The 22,045-nt window shown below is 67.1% G+C and carries 21 protein-coding genes; 14 read left to right on the top strand and 7 right to left on the bottom strand.

Translation table 11 applies throughout. The annotated features are described in order from the left end of the window. Positions 1-68: 68 nt before the first annotated feature. Both Rhe02_RS23660 and Rhe02_RS23655 read left to right on the top strand, forming a co-directional pair. Positions 69-938 (top strand): enoyl-CoA hydratase/isomerase family protein, encoded by an 870-nt coding sequence (locus Rhe02_RS23660; protein WP_203910520.1) that lies wholly within the window; start codon positions 69-71, stop codon positions 936-938. Continuing rightward, positions 938-2,236 carry an acyl-CoA dehydrogenase family protein gene (locus Rhe02_RS23655; protein WP_203910519.1) on the top strand — a complete coding sequence of 433 codons (1,299 nt, stop codon included), beginning with the start codon at positions 938-940 and terminating at the stop codon, positions 2,234-2,236. Before Rhe02_RS23660 ends, Rhe02_RS23655 begins: the two co-directional genes overlap by 1 nt. Here Rhe02_RS23655 and Rhe02_RS23650 read toward each other — a convergent pair. Both Rhe02_RS23650 and Rhe02_RS50580 read right to left on the bottom strand, forming a co-directional pair. Further along, positions 2,233-3,363: an acyl-CoA dehydrogenase family protein gene (locus tag Rhe02_RS23650; protein WP_203910518.1), complete on the bottom strand. Its 1,131-nt coding sequence runs from the start codon at positions 3,361-3,363 to the stop codon at positions 2,233-2,235. The two genes, Rhe02_RS23655 and Rhe02_RS23650, sit on opposite strands and share 4 nt — an antisense overlap. A gap of 1 nt (position 3,364) precedes the next feature. Then, positions 3,365-4,576, bottom strand: coding sequence for an acyl-CoA dehydrogenase family protein (locus Rhe02_RS50580; RefSeq protein ID WP_203910517.1), 1,212 nt, complete (start codon positions 4,574-4,576; stop codon positions 3,365-3,367). Between the two features lie 102 nt (positions 4,577-4,678). Here Rhe02_RS50580 and Rhe02_RS23640 point away from each other — a divergent pair, with 102 nt between their 5' ends. Further along, positions 4,679-5,437, top strand: coding sequence for an enoyl-CoA hydratase-related protein (locus tag Rhe02_RS23640; protein WP_203910516.1), 759 nt, complete (start codon positions 4,679-4,681; stop codon positions 5,435-5,437). A gap of 36 nt (positions 5,438-5,473) precedes the next feature. On the opposite strand, the gene Rhe02_RS23635 is transcribed toward Rhe02_RS23640, so the two are convergent. Together Rhe02_RS23635 and Rhe02_RS23630 are read right to left on the bottom strand one after the other, a co-directional pair. Beyond that, positions 5,474-6,955 carry an AMP-binding protein gene (locus Rhe02_RS23635; protein WP_203910515.1) on the bottom strand — a complete coding sequence of 494 codons (1,482 nt, stop codon included), beginning with the start codon at positions 6,953-6,955 and terminating at the stop codon, positions 5,474-5,476. Further along, on the bottom strand, positions 6,952-7,512 hold the full coding sequence (locus tag Rhe02_RS23630) for a VOC family protein (protein ID WP_203910514.1): 561 nt from the start codon (positions 7,510-7,512) through the stop codon (positions 6,952-6,954). The genes Rhe02_RS23635 and Rhe02_RS23630 overlap by 4 nt, the downstream gene beginning before the upstream one ends. 29 nt (positions 7,513-7,541) lie before the next feature. Here Rhe02_RS23630 and Rhe02_RS23625 point away from each other — a divergent pair, with 29 nt between their 5' ends. Next, positions 7,542-8,285 carry a FadR/GntR family transcriptional regulator gene (locus Rhe02_RS23625; RefSeq protein ID WP_203910513.1) on the top strand — a complete coding sequence of 248 codons (744 nt, stop codon included), beginning with the start codon at positions 7,542-7,544 and terminating at the stop codon, positions 8,283-8,285. Between the two features lie 2 nt (positions 8,286-8,287). Here Rhe02_RS23625 and Rhe02_RS23620 read toward each other — a convergent pair whose 3' ends face one another. Then, positions 8,288-8,680, bottom strand: coding sequence for a nuclear transport factor 2 family protein (locus Rhe02_RS23620; RefSeq protein ID WP_203910512.1), 393 nt, complete (start codon positions 8,678-8,680; stop codon positions 8,288-8,290). 102 nt (positions 8,681-8,782) lie between these two features. On the opposite strand from Rhe02_RS23620, the gene Rhe02_RS23615 reads away from it, so the two are divergent. The 3 genes from Rhe02_RS23615 to Rhe02_RS23605 are packed head-to-tail and all read left to right on the top strand — an operon-like array spanning position 8,783 to position 11,456. Beyond that, on the top strand, positions 8,783-9,025 hold the full coding sequence (locus Rhe02_RS23615) for a hypothetical protein (protein WP_203910511.1): 243 nt from the start codon (positions 8,783-8,785) through the stop codon (positions 9,023-9,025). After that, complete coding sequence (locus Rhe02_RS23610) at positions 9,025-10,734, top strand: UGSC family (seleno)protein (protein ID WP_203910510.1); 1,710 nt, start codon at positions 9,025-9,027, stop codon at positions 10,732-10,734. Before Rhe02_RS23615 ends, Rhe02_RS23610 begins: the two co-directional genes overlap by 1 nt. Continuing rightward, positions 10,731-11,456 carry an enoyl-CoA hydratase/isomerase family protein gene (locus Rhe02_RS23605; RefSeq protein WP_203910509.1) on the top strand — a complete coding sequence of 242 codons (726 nt, stop codon included), beginning with the start codon at positions 10,731-10,733 and terminating at the stop codon, positions 11,454-11,456. Before Rhe02_RS23610 ends, Rhe02_RS23605 begins: the two co-directional genes overlap by 4 nt. Positions 11,457-11,458: 2 nt before the next feature. Here Rhe02_RS23605 and Rhe02_RS23600 read toward each other — a convergent pair whose 3' ends face one another. Then, on the bottom strand, positions 11,459-12,253 hold the full coding sequence (locus Rhe02_RS23600) for a FadR/GntR family transcriptional regulator (RefSeq protein WP_203910508.1): 795 nt from the start codon (positions 12,251-12,253) through the stop codon (positions 11,459-11,461). 68 nt (positions 12,254-12,321) lie between these two features. Beyond that, positions 12,322-13,869, bottom strand: a complete 1,548-nt coding sequence (locus Rhe02_RS23595; RefSeq protein WP_203910507.1) for a class I adenylate-forming enzyme family protein — start codon at positions 13,867-13,869, stop codon at positions 12,322-12,324. A gap of 103 nt (positions 13,870-13,972) precedes the next feature. On the opposite strand from Rhe02_RS23595, the gene Rhe02_RS23590 reads away from it, so the two are divergent. From Rhe02_RS23590 to Rhe02_RS23560, 7 genes are all read left to right on the top strand, one after another. Further along, positions 13,973-14,791, top strand: coding sequence for an enoyl-CoA hydratase-related protein (locus Rhe02_RS23590; RefSeq protein ID WP_203910506.1), 819 nt, complete (start codon positions 13,973-13,975; stop codon positions 14,789-14,791). Between the two features lie 19 nt (positions 14,792-14,810). Beyond that, complete coding sequence (locus Rhe02_RS23585; protein WP_239124005.1) at positions 14,811-16,427, top strand: FadD3 family acyl-CoA ligase; 1,617 nt, start codon at positions 14,811-14,813, stop codon at positions 16,425-16,427. Further along, on the top strand, positions 16,424-17,182 hold the full coding sequence (locus Rhe02_RS23580) for an acyl-CoA thioesterase domain-containing protein (protein ID WP_203910505.1): 759 nt from the start codon (positions 16,424-16,426) through the stop codon (positions 17,180-17,182). Before Rhe02_RS23585 ends, Rhe02_RS23580 begins: the two co-directional genes overlap by 4 nt. Before the next feature lie 236 nt (positions 17,183-17,418). After that, positions 17,419-18,624, top strand: a complete 1,206-nt coding sequence (locus Rhe02_RS23575; RefSeq protein ID WP_203910504.1) for an ABC transporter substrate-binding protein — start codon at positions 17,419-17,421, stop codon at positions 18,622-18,624. A 5-nt stretch (positions 18,625-18,629) separates the two neighbouring features. Further along, complete coding sequence (locus Rhe02_RS23570; protein WP_203910503.1) at positions 18,630-19,487, top strand: branched-chain amino acid ABC transporter permease; 858 nt, start codon at positions 18,630-18,632, stop codon at positions 19,485-19,487. A 1-nt stretch (position 19,488) separates the two neighbouring features. Beyond that, on the top strand, positions 19,489-21,303 hold the full coding sequence (locus Rhe02_RS23565) for a branched-chain amino acid ABC transporter ATP-binding protein/permease (RefSeq protein WP_203910502.1): 1,815 nt from the start codon (positions 19,489-19,491) through the stop codon (positions 21,301-21,303). Beyond that, the gene (locus tag Rhe02_RS23560; RefSeq protein ID WP_203910501.1) at positions 21,300-22,034 is read left to right on the top strand and encodes an ABC transporter ATP-binding protein; all 735 of its coding nucleotides are present in this window, start codon (positions 21,300-21,302) and stop codon (positions 22,032-22,034) included. The genes Rhe02_RS23565 and Rhe02_RS23560 overlap by 4 nt, the downstream gene beginning before the upstream one ends. Positions 22,035-22,045: the final 11 nt, after the last annotated feature.

Raw genomic sequence — 22,045 nt, 5'->3', positions numbered from 1 at the left:
CCATTCCCCTCGCCCTTGTCTTTGCTATCTTATAATAGATAGCAGATCGGATCGAGAAGAGGGAGCCCATGGCGTACCAGACCTTGCTGGTCGAGCGACGCGGCCCGGTCGGCTGGCTCCTGTTCCACCGGCCCCACGCCGGCAACGCCATGGACGCGGCGATGATGGCCGAGCTGCCGCGCGCGTGGCGCGAGCTCGACGAGGACTCCAACGTGCGCTGCATCGTCGTCTCCGGATCCGGCAAGGCTTTCCAGACCGGGCTGGACATGGCCGCGCTGGCCCGTGACAAGGCCAGCTTGCGGGAGTCGAGCCGGCGTACCCGCGATGCGGCTTTGGAATTGACCGGTTGGCACCTCGGCGTGACCACCCCGGTGGTGGTCGCGGTCAACGGCGTCTGTGCCGGGGGCGGGCTGCACTTCGTGGTCGACGCCGATGTGGTCATCGCCGCCGCGCACGCCACCTTCCTCGACCCACACGTGAGCGTCGGACAGGTCAGCGCGTGGGAGGCGATCGGCCTGACGCACCGCATTGCGGCGACCGTCGCGGCCCGGATCGCGCTGATCGGCGTGCACGAGCGCCTAGACGCCCACCGCGCACGCCAGCTGGGACTGGTCAGCGAGGTCGTCGAGGCTGATTCCCTGCAGCAGACCGCGCAGCGGGTGGCCGAAGCGATCGCCGCCAACGACCCGCTCGCCACCCGCCGCATCAAGCAAGCCCTTTGGCGCACCACCGAACTCGGCCGCACCGCCGCCCAAGCCGCCGCTTTGGATGGCGCCGCAACCCACCCCGCCCGGCCCGAGACCGGCTCTGCCGCACCTGCGCCCGGCTCTGCCGCCACGGAGCCCGTCGTTGCCGCGACCGTGGCCGCCGCGGCGCGGGCCGATGCCGGGCGAACGACCAGCTTTGACACGTCCGTGAACGACCGAGGAGAACAGTGATGACATCCGTGCACGAGCTGGCCGGGCCGACCGGTGGTCAGGTCAAAGCCGAGGAGGCGGTTGAGGCGGTAAGGGCTTGGGTGGCAGCCAACGTGCCGACTGCGTGGCGGGAAGCGGGCGAGGCGGGCGGGCCGAGGGCCGTGCGCGAGGTGCGCAGCCACGACGAATATCGTGCCTGGTATCCGGTTTTCGGCGGTTCCGGGTTGGTGGCGGCCTCGTGGGAGGTCGAGCATGGCGGGCTGGGCTGGCGTCGCCCGGTGGCCGCGGCCGCCGAGCAGGTGTTGCGGCCCTACCATCTGCCCCGGCTCAACCCGCTCGGGCTCAATCTGGCCGCGCCCGCGCTTTTCGCCCATGGCACCGACGAGCAGCGCCGCCGTTTTCTCGGGCCGATCGCCCGTGCCGAGGAGATCTGGTGTCAGCTGTTCAGCGAGCCGGGTGCCGGAAGCGACCTGGCCTCGCTCGCGACGAGAGCCGAACGCGATGGCGACGACTGGGTGGTGAACGGGCAGAAGGTGTGGACCACCTGGGCCGACCGGGCCGACTATGGTGTGCTGCTGGCCCGCACCGACCCGGATGTGCCCAAGCACCAAGGAATTACCTACTTTCTCATCCCGATGCGGCAGCCGGGCATCGAAGTCCGCCCGCTCACCCACATCGGCGGTGAGGCCGAATTTTTCGAGGTTTTCTTCGACGGCGCAAGAGTGTCCGACGCCAATCGGCTCGGCGGGGTCGGCGATGGCTGGAAGGTGGCCCAGGCGACGCTGAGCGGCGAACGGCAGATGGTGTCGGGCGCGGGATCGGCCGGTGTGGAACGCATCGGCGGTGCCGGGACATCGCGCCTGATTGCGTTGGCCCGCAGGCGCAGCGCGGAAGGTTTGCCGGGCGGCTGGAACGATCCGGTCACCCGGGACAAAATCGTGCGGCTGTGGTGCGAGGAGCAGTCCCGCGGCTGGACCAACCAGCGCATCAAGGCCAGGCTTGCCGGTAACCTTCCGCTCGGGCCCGAGAGCTCGATCGGCAAAGTCCATGGCACCGACCTGAATCAGCGCATCCAGGCGATGGCCGCCGATCTGCTCGGCGGCGAAGCGATCGCCTGGCCGGGCACGGCGGAAACCCCGGCGGAGTACTGGGAAAGCATGCCGGCGGAGGTTCGGGGCATGCTGAGAAGCCGCGCCAACACCATCGAGGGCGGCACCTCCGAAGTGAACAAGAACGTCATCGCGGAGCGGGTGCTGGGACTGCCCCGCGACTTCGACCCGCACAAGGGCCAACCCTGGCGCGCCTTGCCGCGCAACTAGTCGCGCGGCAGGCCCAGGATGCGCTGCGCTACGATCTGGCGCTGGATCTGTTGGGTACCACCATAAATGGATTGGGCACGCGACCAGAGATAGTTGGCGAAGGTGGTCGGCGGACCGACCACAAAGGACGCTGCGGCCAGGTCGTTGACCACGTGGTAGAGGTTCTGCTCGATCCGGATGGTGAGCAGCTTGTCGACCGAGCCCGCTTCGCTGCGGGAGCCCGGACCGCGGTTGGCCAGCGATCGCGCGACGTGCCACTGCAGCACCTCGACGTCGACCGCCGCCGCGGCCAGACGCTGGCGCAAGGCCTCGTCCGCGGTCAGCTGCCCCGAGCTGACCGCCTCCCGTGCGGTGGCGATCACCTGACCCAGCCTGCCCACCCAGCCCATGTCGGCCGGACCGCGTTCGTAGGCGAGCATGTGCATGGCGATTTGCCAGCCCTGCCCGCGCTCACCGACGAGGTTGGCCGCGGGCACCGAAACGTTGTCGAAGAAGACTTCGGCGAACTCCCGGCTGCCACTGGCCAGCGTGATTTCCCGTCTGTCCACACCGGACGATTCCATGTCGACGACCAGCATGGAAATACCGCGATGGCGCGGCAAATCCGGCTCGGTGCGCGCCATCAGCAAGCACCACCGTGACCACATCGCGCCGCTGGTCCAGATCTTCTGCCCGTTGACCACGAAACGGTCTCCGTCTGCGGTGGCGGTGGTGGTCAGCGAGGCGAGGTCGGAACCGGCACCCGGCTCGCTGAAACCCTGGCACCACACCTGGGTGCAGCCGAGCAAACCGGGAAGCACGCGCGTCTTGAGCTCATCGGAAGCGAAATCGACCACGGCGTGCGCGATGTGGCCGATCGGCGGCGAGGGCGGTGCTTCTGCGGCGGCGAGCTCCTGGTTCACGATGCCCTCGTAGCTGTCCGGAAGTCCGCGGCCGCCATACTCGGCGGGCAGCGACACGGCCACATATCCGGCCTGTGCCAAGGCTTTATGCCATTTGTGGGTACGCTCGACAGCCTCGGCCGATTCATAACCTGTGCCGTGCGCATACTCGGCCAGGTGTTCGCTGAGCCAGCTTCGCAAACCTGCCCGGAACTCGGCGGCCGCTGGGTCGTCGGCGAAATCCATGTCAGCTCCCTGATTTCGAGGTGGAGGCAGCGGCAAACTCGGCGGCAGCGATCGCTGCATAGTGGAAATGCTCGTCGCCCAAGGCCAGGCGGTCGGCCTGAGCCCGGCGCAACCACACGTGAGCGGGCGCCTCCCAGGTCATACCGATGCCGCCGAACACCTGGATGGCGTGCTCGCAGACCTCCACGGCCGACCGTGAGGCGAAGGCCTTGGCCGCGCGCGCGGCCCGCAATGCCTGCGCGCCGGGAAGCGCGTCCACGGCCCAGGCCGAGTAGTAGGTGGCGCTGCGGGTCGCTTCGACCAGCACATGGCTGTCGGCAAGCAGCTGTTGCACAGCCTGAAACGAGCCGATGTGAGCGCCAAACTGGCTGCGCACCTTGGCATGCTCGACCGCGGAGTCGAGCGCGGCCTGCATGGTGCCGAGAAGGTCGGCGGTGAGCAGACTCAGCGCGAAGGCGCCCAGCCCCGCGAGGGCGTCGTCGCCAGGGATGGTCAGATCGATCGTCATCGCCGGTTCGCCCAGCGGACGCACGGCACGCGTCACATCGGCAAACCCGGTCGCGTCAGCGAGCAAATAGGCCGTGCCCAATGCAGGAAGCACCGCCATAGCGGCACCAGCCGCATCCCACGCGAGCACCCCCGCCTCGGCCGTCCCCCGCGCCGGCCGGCCGGTCTGGCCGTGGCCGTGCGGCGTGGTCTCGCCGTGGTTGGGCGGCGCGGTCTCGCCGTGGTTGGGCGGCGCGGTTGGGCCGAGGTTGGGCGGCGTGGCGGGGCCGACGTTGGGCGTGTCCTGGCGGAGGAGCCAGGCGGGTTCGACGGCGGCGAAGGAACGGAGGTCGGCGGTGAGAACTGGAGCGATCCGCAGGGTGCCGGCGGCGATGTCGGCGAGCAGTTCGGCTGGGGCTTGCCAGGTTTGAAGCTGTTGGGCGGCCATGAGGGTGCCGACGATCGGGGCGGCCACGGCGTGGTAGCCGAGCTGCTCGACCAGCACGGCGAGGTCGACCGCGGTCGCGCCGATGCCACCGTTTTCTTCACGCAGGCCAAGTGCCAGCCAGCCCGCATCGGCTATGCGGGCCCAGGCCTTCTCGTCCGGTGCGGGTGGGTCGATGTCGCCCGGCCCGCGGCCACGGTGCCATCCGGCCGCGAGGTCGGCGGCGAGCCGTGCGCACGAGTCGCTGAAGGCTCGCTGCTCAGAGGTGAGCTCGATCTGCATTGGCGGCCCTCCGCGCTATCTTGTCTATCATTGAAAAGATGTGACTAATATAGGGTCTGGCGGCCGACTCGCCAACCTCAGCACCGGGTCCAGGAGGCACATATGACCGAACGGCAGGCCGTTACTCTCACCGTAGTCGATCATGTGGCTACCATTTCCCTCGTCGATGTGGCGCGGCGCAACAGCCTCAATCTGGTCCTGGTCGAACAGCTTGCCGCGGCCTGCGCCGAGGCTGCCGCCAACGATGAGGTCAGGGTGGCGGTGCTTCGCGCTGAGGGCCCGGTCTTCTCGGCCGGCGGCGACATCGACTCCCTCGGTGCTCCCGCCGACGACCCGACGGCCGTCTACCGCGGCTTTCGCGCGCTGGAAGCGCTCACCGTGCCGGTGCTCGCAGCCGTGCACGCGCCGGTTATCGGTGCGGGAGTGAACTTCCTGCTAGCCTGCGACGTGATCGTCGCCGCGCGCAGCGCCACCTTCGACCCGCGTTTCCTCGACGTGGCAATCCATCCCGGCGGCGGGCACCTGTGGCGAATGCGCCAGCGCGTCGGCGAGCAGGGCACCGCGGCGATGGTGATTTTCGGTGACACTCTTACCGCGCAGGAGGCGCAGGAGCAGGGTCTCATCTGGCGCTGCGTGGATGACGGCGCGCTGAGCGATCTGGTCGCCCGGCTCGCGTCGCGGGTGGTGGCGCGGTCGCCAGAGCTGGTGAGCCGTACCAAGGCCACCTTGCGCGTGAGCCGATCGCTGACCGACCCGGCGATGGCGGCGGAGATCGAGCAGGTCGCCCAGAACTGGTCCATGCGCCAGCCCGCCTTCACCGAAGCGGTGCGCCGCCTCCACGAACGCGTTCGCGCGCGATAGCCTGCCACGCCCAGAACCGGTTGCGGCTGCCACGGCTTAGGGCCGCAGAGACAGTTCGGCTTTGACGACTTTGCCCATGGCGTTGCGGGGGAGGTCGTCGACGAGCTGAAGATGGCGGGGGATTTTGAAATTCGCTAACCGTTCCCGGCACCAGGCGATCAAGTCTTCGGGCGATACACCTTGGGCGACAACGAAAGCAGCGGGGACTTCGCCGAGGCGTTCGTCGGGCACCCCGATCACGGCCGCCTCGCGCACTGCGGGGTGCGCGATGAGAGCTTGCTCGATCTCGGCCGGATAGACGTTGAAGCCGCCGACGATGACCAGATCGCGGGCGCGGCCGCAGATGTGCACGTAGCCTTGCGCGTCGATCCAGCCCAGGTCGCCGGTGCGCAGCCAGCCGTCGTGCAGGGCCTCGGCGGTGGCGTCGGGGTCGTCGAGGTAACCGGCCATGAGGTTCACCCCGCGTACCTCGATCTCACCGATGAGCGGGTCGTCAGCGGTGGGCTCTATTCGCACCTCGACGCCGTCGATGGCCCGGCCGATGCTGGCACAGACCAGCTCGATCGGGTCGTTGCGGCGGGTCATGGTGCACACTCCGGTGGCCTCGGTCAGGCCGTAGGCCACGACGACGTCGGCCACGCCGAGATCGTCGACCAGCCCTCGGATCAGGGCGGGCGGCACGATCGCTGAGCCGATCACCGCTGTCCGGATGCCCAGATCGCCGGGCAGCCGGCCGGTGCGGCGCGCCTCGAGGACATAGGACTGTGCCGTTGGGGGAGCGTTGAGCACAGTGATGCCGCCGCCTCGAACAAGTTCCACAATGGACGATGCGGAAACCGTTGGTACCAATATAATAGTAGCCCTGGCATGGATGGCCGCGACCAGACCGGTTTTGAATCCGCCGACGTGAGCGAGCGGATAGAGGACCGGGTAGACGTCGCCGCGCCCCAAGCCGACCACCTGTGACCACGTGGCGGAGGTGGAGACCATCGGTGCCTGGCGCAGCATCGCGCCCTTCGGCCGGCCGGTGGTGCCGGAGGTGAACTGGATCGCCGCGATTTCGCCCCGCTCGGCTCGCGGTGAAAGGCCCTCAGCTTTGGAAAGCATTTCGCGCCAACCGATGCCGCCGGGCGGAACTTCGCCGCCGAAGGTGACGACCCGGTCCGCGCCGACAATGGCTGACACATCGCCGGCGAAGCGATCGGCTGCGGCGACGAAACGACAGCTGCTCCGATCCAGGATGGCGGCAGCTTCGGGGGTGGTGTAGCGCGGGTTCAGCGGGACCAGCACGCCGCCGGCCACAATCACCGAGAGCATGGCGATGGCGCAATCAACCGTGTTCGCCGACCAGACCGCCACCCGATCGCCAGGCGCAAGGCCGTGCTGCTGCCACGCCGCGGCCGCGTGCTCCACAGCCTCGCACAGCTCGCGATAGGTGAGACTCTGTTCGCCACAGCGCAGGCCGACGGCATCGGCCGAGTCGGCGGCGGCCGCCCGGATCAAATCGGCGACGGTCACGACGATCCCTCGGGATTGGACGGATAGAGCAGATAGTCACCGAAGGCGGCCCGGACGGTGGCCGCGCCGCGCACGTCGAGCAGCTCCAGGCACCACGGAACCCGTGCGCCGGTGTGTTCGGTATAGGCCCAGAACGCTTCGGGGAGCTGGATTTCGGGCAGCGCACCGGTGGTGAGGGCGGTCAGCACCCCGATCGGGGAGTAGCTGACCTCCGCCTGATCGCCCAGCGCGGCGATGGCCGCGGGGAGGTCCTCGACCCAGAAGGCGAGGTGATGAATTCCCGGGCCGCGTTCAGCCAGCCAGGCCGAGGTGCGGGTGTTCCCCGAGTGCGGCTCGACCAGCTCGATCGCGGTGTCGGCGAGGCGGGTGAACGCGGCACGGGAGAAGGCGGCCGGCTGGATCTGCCCGCGCAGCTGCATCCTGTCGGCGCTCTGGGGCAGGTCTCGCACCAGCCAGTCGGACAGGCCGAGCAGAGCGCCCCAGGTGCCGCGAAACTCCTCGATGCTCGGCACGGCGAAACCGATGTGCGACAGGCCCAGCAACCTCAGATCGGTCATCGTTCCTCCTCGGCCTTACGATCTGTCACGTGAGTACAGGTCGCACGAAGCTGTCGCTTGAGGTGGCCCGCCAGATCGTGCAGGCGATGGCCGACGACGGCATGGGCCCGGGCGACCGGTACCTCTCCGAGGCCGAAGGGATGCGCCGGCACAACGCCGGTCGAGGCACCTATCGCGAGGCACTGCGCTTCCTGGAGAACCAGGGGCTCATCGTGATGCGACCTGGACCGGGCGGCGGGCCGGAGATCGTGCAGCCCGGCTGGCCCAACCTGGCCTCGACGATCGCGTTGCTGCTTCAGTTCTCCGGCGCGCCACTGCGATCGGTGCTTGACGCCCGGGAGGTGATCGAGCCGGGCATGGCGGAGTTCGCCGCCCGCAACGCGACCGACGATGAGCTGGCCCAGATGTCGCGAGACCTGGAGGCGATAGAGGCCGGGCTCGGCTCCTATCGCACCTTCGCGGGCGCTTACGAGACCTACTGGCGCCATCTCGCGGAGAGTAGCCACAACGCGCTTTTCTCGGTGCTGAGCCCGGCGCTGCGAGCGATTGTCAACAGCGCCGGTTTCGTGCCCGACGAGCGCTACCGCGGCGAGGTGCTGGGCCGGCTGCGCAAAGTCCACGACGCGGTGGCCGCCCGCGACGCCGCGCGGGCTCGCGACGTGATGCGCGAGCTGGAGGAGGAGTTCGGCCGGCGGTTGCGTCGCGGCTACCCGCGTCAGATCGCGCAGGTCATCGCCTGGTCGGACGTGCATCAGCTGGCCGACCCAAGCTGAACTCATGCGCGGCGGCTCAGGCGGCGGCGGATGCGCCAGCCGACGGGAAGGCGCGCCAGCTCGTCCTCGTAGACGCCGAACATCTTCACCGTGGGCACGGTGGCGACGTTGACGAAGAACAGGAAATAGGAAACGGCGCTTGCGGTGTCGCCGTTGGTGCTCACGTGCAGTGGGACGACCAAATGGCGGGAGTCGGTACCGGGACCGCTGACCTTTTGCAAGCGCCGCTGCCGGGTCGCCTCGACGATGGCTTCGATGCCGGTTTGCGTGCTCTCGCCCATGGTCCAGACGGCGTCGTCGGTGTAGAGGGTTCGGTAGTCGTCAGGCTCGCCCTCGTCGCCGAGGTGTGCCGCCCGGCCGATGAGGGATCGGATGAGCGCGTCGTCATCGTTCACAGGCGTGCCCTTTCTTAATTAGTAATGATAGAAAAGATACGTTGACGATGGCGGGGTGCGCAAACTAGGTTCCTGGATTATTCGCTGAAAGGAGCACCGGCCATGTCGGTTGGCGCAGAGCTAGTTGCCCAGTTCGATCGGATGGTCCGTCGCGATGGCGGGGAGGTGACCCTGTTGGCCGAGGAGGGCGATCTGCTGCGGGTCGGCTACCGCCCAGGAAACGCCGGGCCGGAGTGCCACGACGACGTGTGCATCCTGCCGCAGCAGGAACTGCACCAGCTCATGGCCGAGACGCTGCGCCGGCGCAGCCCCAACACCGAACTTGTCGTGGAGGTGCTTCAGTAATGACAGCAACGTTGACGATTGTCAATCCAGTGGCGACCCCTCGCTCGCACCTCGACGGCGACCGCTTTCCGCCCGCGCCGCGCCCGGCCACCCTCGACGGCAAGACCGTCGCCCTCTACTGGAACGGCAAACAGAATGGCCTCGACGCGCTGGCGCGGGCCAAAGAGCTTCTCGCGGAACGCTTCGCCGATGTCACCTTCATCGAGCTGACCGGCGCTCTCGGCGGCACCACCCGCTACCTCTCCGAGGAACAGCTGGACCTGATCGAGGCGAAGGTCGATGTGCTGGTGGGCACCTCCGCCGACTGTGGCAGCTGCACCTCTTGGCTCATCCGCGACCTGTGCGAGGTGGAGCGGCGGGGCGTGCCGGCGATCGGTTACACAGCAGCCATTTTCGACGAGGACGCCCGCTTCAGCGCGAAGACCTTCGGCGTCCCCGAGGCGTGTCCTGTAATAGTGCCCGACTGCTTTTCCAACAAGAGCACCGACGAGATCCGCAAGATGGTGGACGATTCGTTCGCCGAAGCGGTCACCCTACTCACCACCGATCGGGCTGTCTTCGAGGTGTTGCCCGAGTTCGCCTCGATGCGGCTGGAAAGCGCGCCGGAGCTGCATTTCGACGCCCCCGATCTGCTCGACGCCTTCGACGAGATGCAACGCCGCTTCATCGCCAACGGCTGGAGCGACGGAATGCCTTTGGTACCACCGACCCGGGCCAAGGTCAACGCGATGATCGCCGCCTCGGGTCTGGAGGGCGACCACGTGGTGGGCGACTTCGCGCCCGGCTTCGGCGTCGGCACGGTGTCGAAGATTGCGGCGAACGCGGTCATGGCCGGCTGCCGGCCGGAGACGATGCCGGTCATCCTGGCCATGATGGAGTGCATCCTCGATCCCTCGATCGGGCTGCGCACCTGGGCCATGTCGACCGGCCCGCAAGCCCCGCTGGTGCTCGTCTCCGGGCCGATCGCGGACGAGATCGGGATGAACCGTGGCATCTGCGCGCTCGGCCCCGGCTCGATATCGGCGGTCAACGTGGCGATCGGACGGGCCCTGCGCCTGATCATGATGAACGTCGGCCTGTCCTATCCGGGCATCACCGACATGGACACCATCGGCACCCCGATGAAGTTTTCCGCCTGCGTGGCTGAGAACGAGGAGCGCACGCCATGGGAGCCGTATCGGGTGCGGCAGGGCTTTTCCCTCACCGACTCCACGGTGACGGTGAATGTGCCCTATGGAATGACGGAGTTGTTCGACTTCCAGAACTCCGATCCCGAGCTGCTCATCGAGGGCTGGTCCACCCTTACCTCGCAAGCCGTTGGCACTCCAGCCGCCGGGGCTTGGCTCATCAAGCAAAACGCGCCGCTGTCGGCCGGATATCCGTTCCACGGCACCTTTTCCAACATGTTGCTCATGGCGCCCGACCATGCCGCGGTGTTCGCCGATGCGGGCTGGAAACCGGCGGATATCGCCGAGGCCATCCACCGCCGTACCAAGTTGCCGTTCCGTCAGGTGATGCTCAACCAGTCGATGCCCGCGTTCGAGATCTCGCATCCGGAGCTGCGCTGGCTGCTCGACGCCCCCGACACCGCCGTGACGGTCAACCCGTCGGCGGACTGCTTCGAGTTCTTCGTCGTCGGCGCGAAGGCCGGACGAAGCCAGTTCTGCTTTGGCGGCACCAACTCGGTCACGAAGGCGATCAAGCGATGATTAATCTCAGTACCCCCCGGGAACACGTCGCCCTGATCACGCTGCAGCGTCCGGAGCGCCGCAATGCCTTGGACCTCAACGGTTTTCGCGCTCTCGCCGACGCGTGGCGCAGCATCGCCGCCAACACACCTGAGATAAGAGTTGCTGTGGTGACAGGCGGATCCGACTTCAGCTCCGGGGCCGATCTGGGCAGCTTCGCCAGCGACGTCGCTGCCGCGTTGCGTGGCGGTGAGCCACCGCAACAGTTGTGGGGCGATGTGCACCATGCTCTGCTGCGCGACATCATTATGCCGGTACCGGTGGTGGCCGCGATTGAAGGACACTGCCTCGGCGCGGGCATGGAGCTGGTCGGTGCCACCGACATCCGCATCGCCGCCGCGTCGGCCGGCTTCGCGCTACCCGAAGTGCGCCATGGGTTCATGGCCAGCGGCGGGTCGGTGGCCCGGCTACCGCGCCAGATCGGCTACGCCGCCGCGATGCAGGTGCTTCTCACCGGCGCGCGGTTCGGCGCCGAACGAATGCGCGAGTGGGGCTTCGTTTCGGAGGTGGTGGCGGACGGATCGGCGCTGCAGCGGGCGCTGGAGGTGGCCGAACAGATCGCCCAGAACTCCCCGGTCGCGGTGGCGGCGGTCAAGCACGCCGTGGGTGAGGGCTTGCGGGGCAGCCTCGCCGAGGCGTTCGAGATCGAGACTCGAATCTCCGACGGGCTTTTCGTGAAGTAAGGTCAGCCGCCGTTGAGGTCGAGGGTGTCGAGCAGGTTGGTGTTGACCACATCGCCTTTGACGGTGTCCAGGCTCGACGTGCGGGTGGCGGCCAGGTGGGCAGTGGCGAGCCGCACCGCCCGCGCCTCATCTCCGGCCTCGATGGCATCGACAAGCTTCTCATGGTCGCGCACCGCCGCGTGCAATGACTTGCGAGCCGTCGGCGACGTCGGCTCGTCGTTCTCCTTCAGCGTCGCCTCGGACCATACGGTCGATTCGTGCGCTGTCCAGATCGTCTCAAGCGAACCGATGATGACGATCATGGTTTCGTTGCCACACGTCTCCACCAGAGTCTCGTGGAAACGCCGTGCTAGGGCGGCGAACTGCGCCGGGTCGTCGTAGCTCTCCTTCTGCTGCTCGATCACCCCGCGCAGGGCCGGCACCGTCGTCTGCATGCGGTCGGGCCTTGCCGCGCACAGCGCCGCGCAGCTGGGCTCGAGGTGCATCAGGGCGCCGCTGACATCGGCCATGGTGGTTTGCCGGGTTTGCAGAACCATGCTGATGGTACGAGCTATGCGCATCGGCGTCGGCAGATGCACCACGGCACCGCCGACATTGCCCCGGCGCACCGAGATCAGCCCTTCGGTTTCCAGAATCCGCATGGCCTCGCGCACGGCGGGCAGGCTGACCCGGAACTCAGTGAACAGGTGCTCCTGACGTGGCAGGCTGTCGCCTTCCGTCAGCCGTCCAGCAAGAATCTCGTCGCGCAACTTGGCGGCGACGATTTCGGCGAGGCGTGGCTGTCGTAGCTGTCGCACAGGAACCCTTCCGGATTAGGCTTCGCCACACACAGTAGCGGCGGACTGACCGCTGTCAAATAATACAATCATTGCGTCTGAACCGGAGCCCCCGTGAGGCTCGCCCGTAGCTCGCGGCGTAACACCTTACCGACCTCCGACCGCGGCAGCGAGTCAACCTCGATGAAGGCAGCCGGAACCTTGTATGCGGCAAGGTGTTCCCGGCACCAGGTCTCGAGCACGGCCGCGTCGATGTGGCCGGACATCGGGACAGCCCAGGCGTAAGGGACTTCGCCGAGCCGGTCGTCGGGCACCCCTACCACCGCGGCGTCCTGGATCGATGGGTGGCGGCGCAGCACCTCCTCCACCTCGTCGGGAAAGACCTTCATCCCGCCACGGTTGATCATGTCGCTGACCCGGCCTTCGATCCAGAGGAACCCGTCCGGGTCGAGGCGGCCGATGTCGCCGGTGCGCAGGAATCCGTCCACGAGCCGATTGTCGGCGGGGGAGGCCGCGGGATCCGCGGCAGCGTAGCCACGCATCCGAAAGGGGGAACTGATGAGGATCTGGCCCAATTCGTTGGCCCCGACGTCGTCGCCGGTCTCGTCGACGATGCGCAGCTCGACATCGTCGTAGGGACGGCCCGCCGCGCCCACCTTCGCCGACCCATGGCTGCGGATGTCATCGATGGACCAGCCGACCACCTCGCCGCCCAGCTCGGTCTGCCCGTAGGAGTTGAGCACCAGGATTCCGAAGCGCTCGTGGAATCGGCGGGCGGTGGCCGGCGACAGCGGGGCCGTGATGGATCGCACGATCTCAAGCGGCGCAAGCGACTCCACCTCCGTGCTGTCGCACAACATAGTGATCATCGCGGGGGCGAGCACGGTGGACTTGATCTCGTGCTGGCGCAGCGCGGCAGCCAGCCCGATGGGCGTGAAGCGGTCGAGCAGGACCACGCCGAAGCCCGCGCGCAGCGAGAACAGGGTGTTGAAGATGCCCGACCACAGGGCCAGCGACAACGGGATGAGGTTGACCCGGATAGAAGGACGGGGCTCACGCTGTTCCGGGGCACGCCGGCGCAGCTTGCGCAGGCTGGAGTCGAGCGCGTCGATGGTGCTGCGATGGTGCAGCAGCACCGCTTTCGGCCGTCCGGTGGTGCCCGAGGTGCGCAGGATGAGCGCGGTGTCGGGGTCGTAGGCCAGCGCCGCTTCGATGGCTGGGCGTCTTACCCTTGCGGTCCAGTCTGTTTCGTCCAGCTCCACCATGCCGACCTCGGCGCTTTGCCGGTCGAGGTCCTCGGCCGTGCCGACCAGCACGTCAACCGGTGTCTCCGCGATGAGGGCAGCGACCTCCCGATCGGTGCTGCGGCGATTGATCGGCAGGTAGACCGCGCCGACGGACCATACCGCGAACATCAGGACGACACCGGAAGCGCCCGATCCGACCAGCCCGCCCACCGGGCGGTTGGGCCCGGCTCCCGCCCGTGACAGCTCGGCCGCGACGCGGGTCACCGCGGCGCGCAGCTCGTCAAGGGTCAGCGATCCCGAGCTTGAGTGCAGCACCTGTGCCTGGGGCAGGGCCGGAAGCTCTGCCAGCAGGTTCAGGAGCGAGCGCTCGGGCGGAACGGTCGCGCTCATCGCGCTCCTCTCGGTATGGTCGCCATGATTCAATCATAGTAAAGATAGAAAGCATGTGCGTACAGACCTGTCGCGATCATTAGCGCATCTTTATAATGCTTGCATGTTAAGCGGTTACCCCTCGGTGGACGGCGTGCTTGTCGAGCTGGCTGACGGCGTGCTGTCGCTGCGAATCGACGAGCCGCGCCGGCGCAACGCGCTCAACGACGCCACGGTGCGAGCTCTGATCGACTCGCTCGAGCTTGCCCAGAACGACGAATCGGTTCGCGCCGTGTTGCTTTCCGGTGCGGGCGACCACTTCTGCGGTGGCTTCGACATCGTGCAGCGCAACGCTTCCGCGGCCGACCGGCCACGGCCGAGGCCGGGCGCGATTCAGCGACGTCTTCCCTCTCAGGCGCATCGGCTCATTCCTCAGCTATGCGACCTACAGGTGCCCGTGGTGTGCGCGGTGACCGGCTACGCGGTCGGGATCGGTTTCCAGCTCGCGCTGGCCAGCGACTTCGTGGTGACCGACGCGACGGCCACCTTCTGGCAGCCGTTCATCACCCGCGGCATGACCCCGGACAGCGGCGCCACCTGGCTGACCACGCGTGCAGTGGGGCCGTTGCGGGCGCGCCGCCTGCTGCTGCTCGGTGAGCGCCTCGATGCGGCTACCGCTCAGCAATGGGGGATCGTGCATGAAGTGGTCGAAGCGGGTTCGGCCCACGACGCGGCCCGAGAGTTGGCGGCGAAGCTTGCCAGCGGGCCGACGGTGGCGTTGGGTCTGACGAAAGCGTTGATAAACCAGGCCGCGGACGCGGTGTTGCGCGACCAGCTCTCGGCCGAGGCACTATCGCTGGAGATCTCGTCTCGGGCACAGGACTTTCGGGAAGGGCTGAGTGCCCTGGTCGAGAAACGCGAGCCGACCTTCAGTGGCCGTTGACGGGGAAGGGGTGAGCGCGATGCCGGGTGACAGCGCCGTGCCCCGCACGGTTCCCAGCATGCTGCTGGCCAGTGCTGAGCGCTTCGGCGACGACCTTGCCGTGATAGACGGCGAGACCACACTGACCTTCCATCAGTTGCGCGACGCGGCCTTCGAAGTCGCCCGCGCGGCGATCGCCCAGGGCATCACGCCCGGCGACCGGGTGGGCATCTGGGCGCCGAATTCGGCGCGCTGGATAGTCACGTCACTGGGCTTGCACTGCGCCGGCGCCATCGTGGTCCCAATCAACACCCGCTATCGGGGTGGCGAGGCGCGAGAAATCCTGGCCCGGGTAAGGGCTCGCGCTGTTGTCGTCGACGGCGGCTTCCTCGGCTTCGACTATGCCGGCGCGGCCGCGGCAACCGACGACGACGAAGCGGTAAATGCGGCGCTGGCCGAGCTCGTGGTTATCGACATGAAAGCAGAGCCGGTGCAGGCGCAGCGCCGCCTTGGCTGGACGGAATTCCTGGAGCGGGCGGCCGAGGTGAGTATCGAGGCCGCGCGGGCCACCGCGAAGGCGGTCGAGCCGACGGCGCTGGCAGAGATCATCTTCACCTCCGGCACCACCGGACGGGCCAAGGGTGTCACCATCCCGCATGGCACATCCCTTGACCTGTATGCGGATTTCGGGCGCATCTGGGGTCTGCGCCCCGGCGACCGCTACCTTGTCACGCTGCCGTTCTTCCACACCGGCGGCAACAAGGCAGGCATGATCGCGAGCATCATGCACGGAGTGACGATCGTGCCGATGCCCGTTTTCGAGGCGGCCGAAGCCATGCGCCTCATCCAGGCGCACCGGGTATCCGTGATGAACGGGTCGCCGACCATCTACTACTCCCTGCTGGAGAGCCCGCAGCGGGCGCATTACGACCTCGGGTCGCTTCGGGTGGCCTCGACTGGCGCGGCGGTGGTGCCGGTCGCGTTGGTGGAGCGGGCTCGCACCGAGCTGCCTTTCCAACATCTCATCACCGCGTACGGAATGACCGAGTGCTTCGGCACCGCGACGATGTGCCGGATGGGCGATTCGTTTGAGGTGATCGCCAATACCAATGGGCGAGCGCTGCCCGGCGTCGAGTTGCGCGCGGTGGGCCTGGATGGGAGCGATCTGGCCCCGGGTGAGCCGGGGGAGATTCTGATTCGCGGTGCCAGCGTTACCCCCGGGTATTGGGAAGACCCGTCCGGCACCGCCGACGCGATCGACGCCGACGGCTGGCTGCATTCGGGCGACGTGGGCACGCTCGACGCCGACGGCAACCTTAAGATCACCGATCGGATCAAGGACCTGTTCTTCGTCGGCGGATTCAACGTCTCGCCGGCCGAGGTGGAGCAGGTGCTCGCGCGTCATCCGGCAGTCGCGGAAGTCGCGGTCATCGGCGTACCCGATGAGCGATTGGGCGAAGTGGCAAAGGCTTACGTAGTCCGGCGGCTCGACGCGACGCCCGCCACCGCCGAGGAAATCATCGCGTGGGCGCGGGAACGGGTGGCCAACTTCAAAGTGCCGCGCTTCATCACGTTTGTGCAGACCCTGCCGCGCAACGCCAGTGGCAAGGTAGTCAAAGGCGATCTGCGCGCCGACAACCGCCAAGTCACCCCGTGAGCTGGCCTCGCAGCCCGCTTGAGCGCGACGGCGACGGCTTCACTCTCATGGTGTCGGAAGAGCTTTGCGGGTCAGGGGGCTGGCTCTATGGCGGGTGGGGCATGGGTTTGCTCACCGAGGCGTTGCAGCTGACCAGTCAGCGCTCGCTGCTTGACCTTTCGGTGAACTTCCTGCGCCCGGTCGCCCAGGACGCTCGGCTACAGGTGCGCTGCGAAAGGCTGGCTTCCGGTCGGGCGCTTGGGCACTACCGGGTGAACGCATTCGACGACGGCGCTCTGGCGCTGGCCGGTGCCGCCGTGTTGGGTCCCGCGCCGGGGCAGCCCGAACATGTTGCGGCGCCCCGGGTCGCGCCGCCAGAGGAGTGCCCCGAACGGCCGTACCTGGTGATGCCGGGCAAAGGCGTGGCGGTGATGCTGGATGTGCGCACGGCCGGCGAACACCTCGGCGCGGGCGTGGCGAGCACGATGCTGCTTTGGGGACGCCTGCGTTGCGACACCTCGGGCGCGGTGCGCCTTGCCGTGCTTAGCGACCACATTCCCTATCTGTTGCGCCGAGCTTTTCCCGAGCTGACCCGGGCGAGCACAGTCAGTGCCACGTTGCGGGTCGTGGGCGCACCGGTCGCCGATTGGGTTCTGTTCGAGGTAAGCCTGTTGACGCGCGCCGATCACCTTGCGGTGGGCCGGGTCAGTATGTGGTCGGAAGGCGCCGGGCTGGTCGCGGTCGGCGAGCAGACCAGTCGGCTGACTTCCTCATAGTTGCCCGTTTTCCTTGGTGCCCATGGTTCTTCAGGGACATGTGGGGCAGTTGTGACATCCATGGCGAGATCTACGTCGCATCTTTTGTCGTGACGCCGTTGCGCGCGGATATAACGAAGCGAGCGGTCAAGTTGAGATCTTCCAGCCTTGCCAAGACCATAGTGACGTGCCACTCTTACTTATCAAGATGGCTATCTTAGATAGGATAGACCCCCCGCTCTCGAAGTGGAGATGACGTGAAGGCTCGCCTTGGACTTGTCGCCGGGCTGCTCGCTGTTGGTTCCCTGCTGCTGACCGCCTGCGGTGGCGGCACGGCCGACGAGCCGCCGGCGGACCAGACCCCCTATCGTGTGATGATCAGCGGCGGCAGCGACGCTGGAGCATTTACCAACCAGCTGAAAACCGGTGTCGCAGCTGCGAAGGCCGCCACCGAGGTCGTCAACGCCGCCGGCGGTGTCAACGGCCGCAAGGTAGAACTCATCGAGTCGCAGGACAACGCCGACGCTACGAAGGCCTTGTCGAACCTGCGGGCTCAGATCGCGAAAGCGAAGCCGGACGCCTATCTGACCGCAGCCGGATCCGGGGTCAGCGTCGCGGTGGCGGGCATCCTGCAGCAGAACGAGATCATCTTCCTGGACTCGGGCAATGCCGCAGAAACCAATAAGCCTTCCACCAACCCTTACGCCTTCCATCTGGCAGCGCCGTTCAAGACGGTCATCGAGAGCTACCTGCCCGAGCTGCAGGCCAAGTCGTACAAGAAGGTTGGGGTGCTGCACGGCAACTCGGCCTACGCCAAGCAGTTCGGCGCGACGGCGACCGAGACTTACAAGGCAAAGGGATACGAGGTCAACGCCGTCGAGTATGACGCGAAGGCGCTCGACATGATCGCCCAGATCAGCGCCCTGCAGGCCTTCAAGCCCGACGTCGTCGTCTTCAACGGCTACGGTGCTCCGGTCGGCTATGTGCTCAAGGGATTCACGAAGCTGGGCTGGAATGTCCCGCTGCTCGGCGACACCTCCGTCACGGCGACCCCGCTGGTGACCCAGCTCCCGCCGGACGGCATGGTCGGCACCCCCGAGGTGGCGAACCTCAAGCTGGAAATCGCTCGCAGCCTTGACGCCGCGACGGCCAGCGCCGCCACCAAGAAGGCCGTCGAGGCGATGAAGGCACAGGGGCAGATCTTCGGAAGCCTCAACAACTGCTTCAACTACGACGCCATCATGTTGCTGGCGGCAGCGGGCAACAACGCCAAGAGCTCGGCACCCAAGGAGCTCACGGCCGCGCTGCTCAAGCCCGAGGTTAACGCGAACGCGGGCACCGCGGTCTACCCCGCCTACCCCTACCTCGCGGACAACCACCAGCCCCAGCTGTCGGCTGACTCGCACATCTTCGTGGCGCCTTCGGTGATGAAGGATGGCCAGGTCGGCCACACGGGGAACTGACCAGCATGACCCTGATCTACGCCGGTCTGTCGCTCGGCGCCGTATATGCGCTCGTCGCGGTCGGCTACAACATCGTCTTCATCGCCTCGCACTCGTTCAACTTCGCGCAGGCGCAGCTGATGATGGTCGGCGCTTTCGTGGCCTACCTGGGCTACGTGACGCTGAAGCTGCCCACGGTCATCGTCATCATCATGGCGATGACCGCGGTCATGCTTGTGGCCGCGTTCGAGGAACGGATCGCGGTGAGGCCGGTCGCCGACCATCAGACGCAACTGATTACCACGCTTGGGTTCGGTACCGTCCTGACCGGGCTTGTCCAGGTCATCTGGGGGACCCAGCCGCTGCAGGTGCCGTTCGCGGGCGGCGACGAGGTGCTGACGTTCCTCGGCGGCCGGATGTTCCCGGATGAGCTGGCCCTGGTGGTCTTCGCGGTGGCACTCGTGGTCGCGATCAGCGCCTACACCCAGCGGCGCCTCAACGGGCTGGCGCTGGTGGCGATGTCACAGGACGAGGAGGCCGCGACGCTTCGCGGGGTCAGCGTCCGCAAACTCACCTTCGCCGCGTTCGCCGTGACCGGTTTGCTCAGCGGGGTCATGGGTGTCCTCATTGGACCCAAGACCTACGCTGTGGCCACCCTGGGCGCGGCGCTCGCGCTCAAGGGTTTCGTGGCCCTCGCCATCGGCGGCTTCGGCAGCATGTACGGAGGCTTGATCGGCGGGTTCGCGGTAGGCCTCGTCGAGCAGCATGTCGCGCGCTACTTCGGCTCGGGTTTCAGCAACCTGAGCGTCTTCGCGATCCTGCTGCTGGTGCTGCTGATACGGCCAACGGGACTGTTCGGCCGCGTCCAGGAACGGACGGTGTGACGTGCTGACGGTGTGGGCGGGTTTGCGTAAGTTGCCCTCCTGGGCGTTTCCGGTCGCGTTCGCGGCGCTTCTGCTTGCGGTGCCGCTTTTCGACGTCGGGTACGAGGCGACCAGGTACATAGAACTCTCCTTGATCCTCGCCCTTGTGGTCAGCGGCTTGAACATCTCGCTCGGCTACTCCGGCCAGCTCGCCATCGGGCAGGCCGCGATGTATGCGGCAGGCGCCTACACGGCCGGGATGCTTTCCACCGCCGGGCACACCGACCTCGGGCTGCACATCGTCGCGGGCGGCCTGGCCGCGCTGGTGGTCGGCATCGTCACCGGCATCCCCGGGCTGCGGCTCGGGTCGTGGTCGCTGGCGATGACCTCGTTCTTCCTGGTGCTGCTGGTACCCGACGTGGTCGACATCTTCGAGGAAAAGACCGGTGGACACCTCGGCCTGTCCGGCATGCTCGGTCCCACCCTCTTCGGCTACGTGCTCAAACCCGCCGACATGTACCTCGCCATCGTGGTGGTGGCCGCGGTCTGGTTCGCGGTTTTCCGCAACGTGGTGGTTTCCCGCCACGGCATCGCCTTCCAGGTGCTCAAGCAGAGCCCGGTGCTGGCCTCCTCGCTGGGGATGTCGGTCTATCGCACCAAGCTGACCGGCTACGCCATCGGCGCTGTGCCGGCCGGGTTCGCCGGTGCTCTGCTGGCGAACCTCGACCTTTACCTCTCGCCGGAGATTTTCGGCTTCCACCTTGCCACGGGCGCGCTCGCCGCATCGATTCTCGGTGGTTCGGTCAGCATCTATGGCGCCATTTTCGGGGCCGGCATCGTCCAGTTCAACAACGACCAGTCGAGTGAGTTCGCGCAATACTCACTGATTTTCTTCGGCGCGTTCCTGCTCATCGGTGGCGTCCTGTTGCGCGGCGGCGTGGCCGGGGTGATGCGCAACGCGGTGCGCCGGCTGGATCGCGCAGCCGGCATCGGCGCCGCGGTGGTCCCCGCTCAGGCCACCGATTCGGCGACCGCGATGCGGCCGATCAGCGGCGGCATGCTGGAAGTAGGCAAGCTGTCAAAGGCTTTCGGTGGCAACCAGGCGCTGCGCGACGTGTCGCTGCGCGCCGAACCTGGCAAGATCACAGCCCTGATCGGGCCGAACGGCTCGGGCAAAACCACGCTGCTGAACCTGGTTTGCGGCTTTTACCGGCGCGACTCGGGTTCTATCACCGTGGCGGGCGCGTCCATCGCCACCGCATCGTCGGACCGGATCGCTCGGCTGGGGATAGCACGTACCTTCCAGACGCCGCTGATTCCGCCGGGCATCACGGTTCGCGAGGTGGTGATCTCGGGCCGCTATACCGCCGACCGGGCCGGTTTCCTCAGCGCCGTTCTGCGCAGCCCGCATTTTCGGCGGGTACGAGAGCGCGATCTCCAGCGGGCAACCGAGATCCTGCGCCTGACCGGCCTGATCCACCTGGCCGACAGCGAAGCGGTGGCGCTGCCGCTAGGGATGCGGCGCATGCTGGAGGTGGCTCGGGCGCTGATCCGTGAGCCCAAGGTGTTGTTGCTCGACGAGGCCGCCTCCGGTCTCGACGAGAATGAGGTGCGGACATTGGCGTCGGTTGTTCGCCAGATCCGCGACGCCGGCTGCACAGTGGTTCTGGTGGAGCACAACTTCGACTTGGTTCTCGCCTTGGCCGACCGGATCGTGGTGCTTGCCCGCGGCGGCGTCCTCGCCGAAGGGACACCGGCCGAGATCGAGGCCAACGTTCGCGTGCGCGATGAATACCTGGGCGTGGTCGAGGAAAAGGACAGGCAGGTGTCGTCATGACCGCACCACTGCTGAGCGTCGACGGGCTCGCGACCGGTTACGGAGACCTGCGGGTGGTCTGGAACGTCTCGTTCCAGGTGTGGCCGGGACGCATCACCGCCCTGCTGGGCCGCAACGGCTCCGGCAAGACCACCTCGCTGCGCGCGGTGGCGGGCCTGAACCCGGTTCACGCGGGCAGTATCGACTACGACGGGCGACGGCTGGACGGAGTGGCGGCCCATAAACGGGTACGGGCCGGGATCAGCTATGTCCAAGAGGGCAAACGGGTCTTCCGGAATCAGACTGTCGAAGAAAACCTCTTGTTGGGCGGTTACAGCCTGGGCGTGCGTCGCTCCACATTGGAGGCCGAGTGCGCCCGCATCTATGAGCTTTTCCCGATCCTGCAAGAGAAGCGCAAGCATCCGGCTGGATCACTGTCCGGCGGCCAGCAGCAGATGGTGGCGATCGGTCAGGCGCTGATGGCCAAGCCGAAACTGCTCATGCTCGACGAGCCCTCGGGCGGTCTAGCCCCGGCGATTGTGGCCGAGGTGATGTCGAGGATCGCGGCGCTCAAGGAGTCAGGGCTCGCCATTCTCTTGGTGGAGCAAGCTGTCGAGGCCGCGGTGGACGTGGCCGACCACGTCACGGTGCTCGACGTCGGGAAGGTAACGCTGAACCTGCCGGTCGACCAGATCGACGACATGGAGCGGCTCAAGGACGTCTGCATGGGACGCCGCACCGACGCGGCGTGAGGGAGACCTGA

It is taken from the genome of Rhizocola hellebori, from assembly GCF_016862955.1.
In the GTDB taxonomy this organism is placed as follows: domain Bacteria; phylum Actinomycetota; class Actinomycetes; order Mycobacteriales; family Micromonosporaceae; genus Rhizocola; species Rhizocola hellebori.
This window is presented reverse-complemented; position numbering and strand designations above follow the sequence as displayed.

Excerpts from the sequence above, each read along its gene's own strand:
- Rhe02_RS23660 (WP_203910520.1), top strand. The coding sequence starts at position 69 with ATGGCGTACCAGACCTTGCTGGTCGAGCGACGCGGCCCGGTCGGCTGG.
- Rhe02_RS23655 (WP_203910519.1), top strand. The coding sequence starts at position 938 with ATGACATCCGTGCACGAGCTGGCCGGGCCGACCGGTGGTCAGGTCAAA.
- Rhe02_RS23650 (WP_203910518.1), bottom strand. The coding sequence starts at position 3,363 with ATGGATTTCGCCGACGACCCAGCGGCCGCCGAGTTCCGGGCAGGTTTG.
- Rhe02_RS50580 (WP_203910517.1), bottom strand. The coding sequence starts at position 4,576 with ATGCAGATCGAGCTCACCTCTGAGCAGCGAGCCTTCAGCGACTCGTGC.
- Rhe02_RS23640 (WP_203910516.1), top strand. The coding sequence starts at position 4,679 with ATGACCGAACGGCAGGCCGTTACTCTCACCGTAGTCGATCATGTGGCT.
- Rhe02_RS23630 (WP_203910514.1), bottom strand. The coding sequence starts at position 7,512 with ATGACCGATCTGAGGTTGCTGGGCCTGTCGCACATCGGTTTCGCCGTG.
- Rhe02_RS23615 (WP_203910511.1), top strand. The coding sequence starts at position 8,783 with ATGTCGGTTGGCGCAGAGCTAGTTGCCCAGTTCGATCGGATGGTCCGT.
- Rhe02_RS23610 (WP_203910510.1), top strand. The coding sequence starts at position 9,025 with ATGACAGCAACGTTGACGATTGTCAATCCAGTGGCGACCCCTCGCTCG.
- Rhe02_RS23605 (WP_203910509.1), top strand. The coding sequence starts at position 10,731 with ATGATTAATCTCAGTACCCCCCGGGAACACGTCGCCCTGATCACGCTG.
- Rhe02_RS23595 (WP_203910507.1), bottom strand. The coding sequence starts at position 13,869 with ATGAGCGCGACCGTTCCGCCCGAGCGCTCGCTCCTGAACCTGCTGGCA.
- Rhe02_RS23590 (WP_203910506.1), top strand. The coding sequence starts at position 13,973 with ATGTTAAGCGGTTACCCCTCGGTGGACGGCGTGCTTGTCGAGCTGGCT.
- Rhe02_RS23585 (WP_239124005.1), top strand. The coding sequence starts at position 14,811 with ATGCCGGGTGACAGCGCCGTGCCCCGCACGGTTCCCAGCATGCTGCTG.
- Rhe02_RS23570 (WP_203910503.1), top strand. The coding sequence starts at position 18,630 with ATGACCCTGATCTACGCCGGTCTGTCGCTCGGCGCCGTATATGCGCTC.
- Rhe02_RS23560 (WP_203910501.1), top strand. The coding sequence starts at position 21,300 with ATGACCGCACCACTGCTGAGCGTCGACGGGCTCGCGACCGGTTACGGA.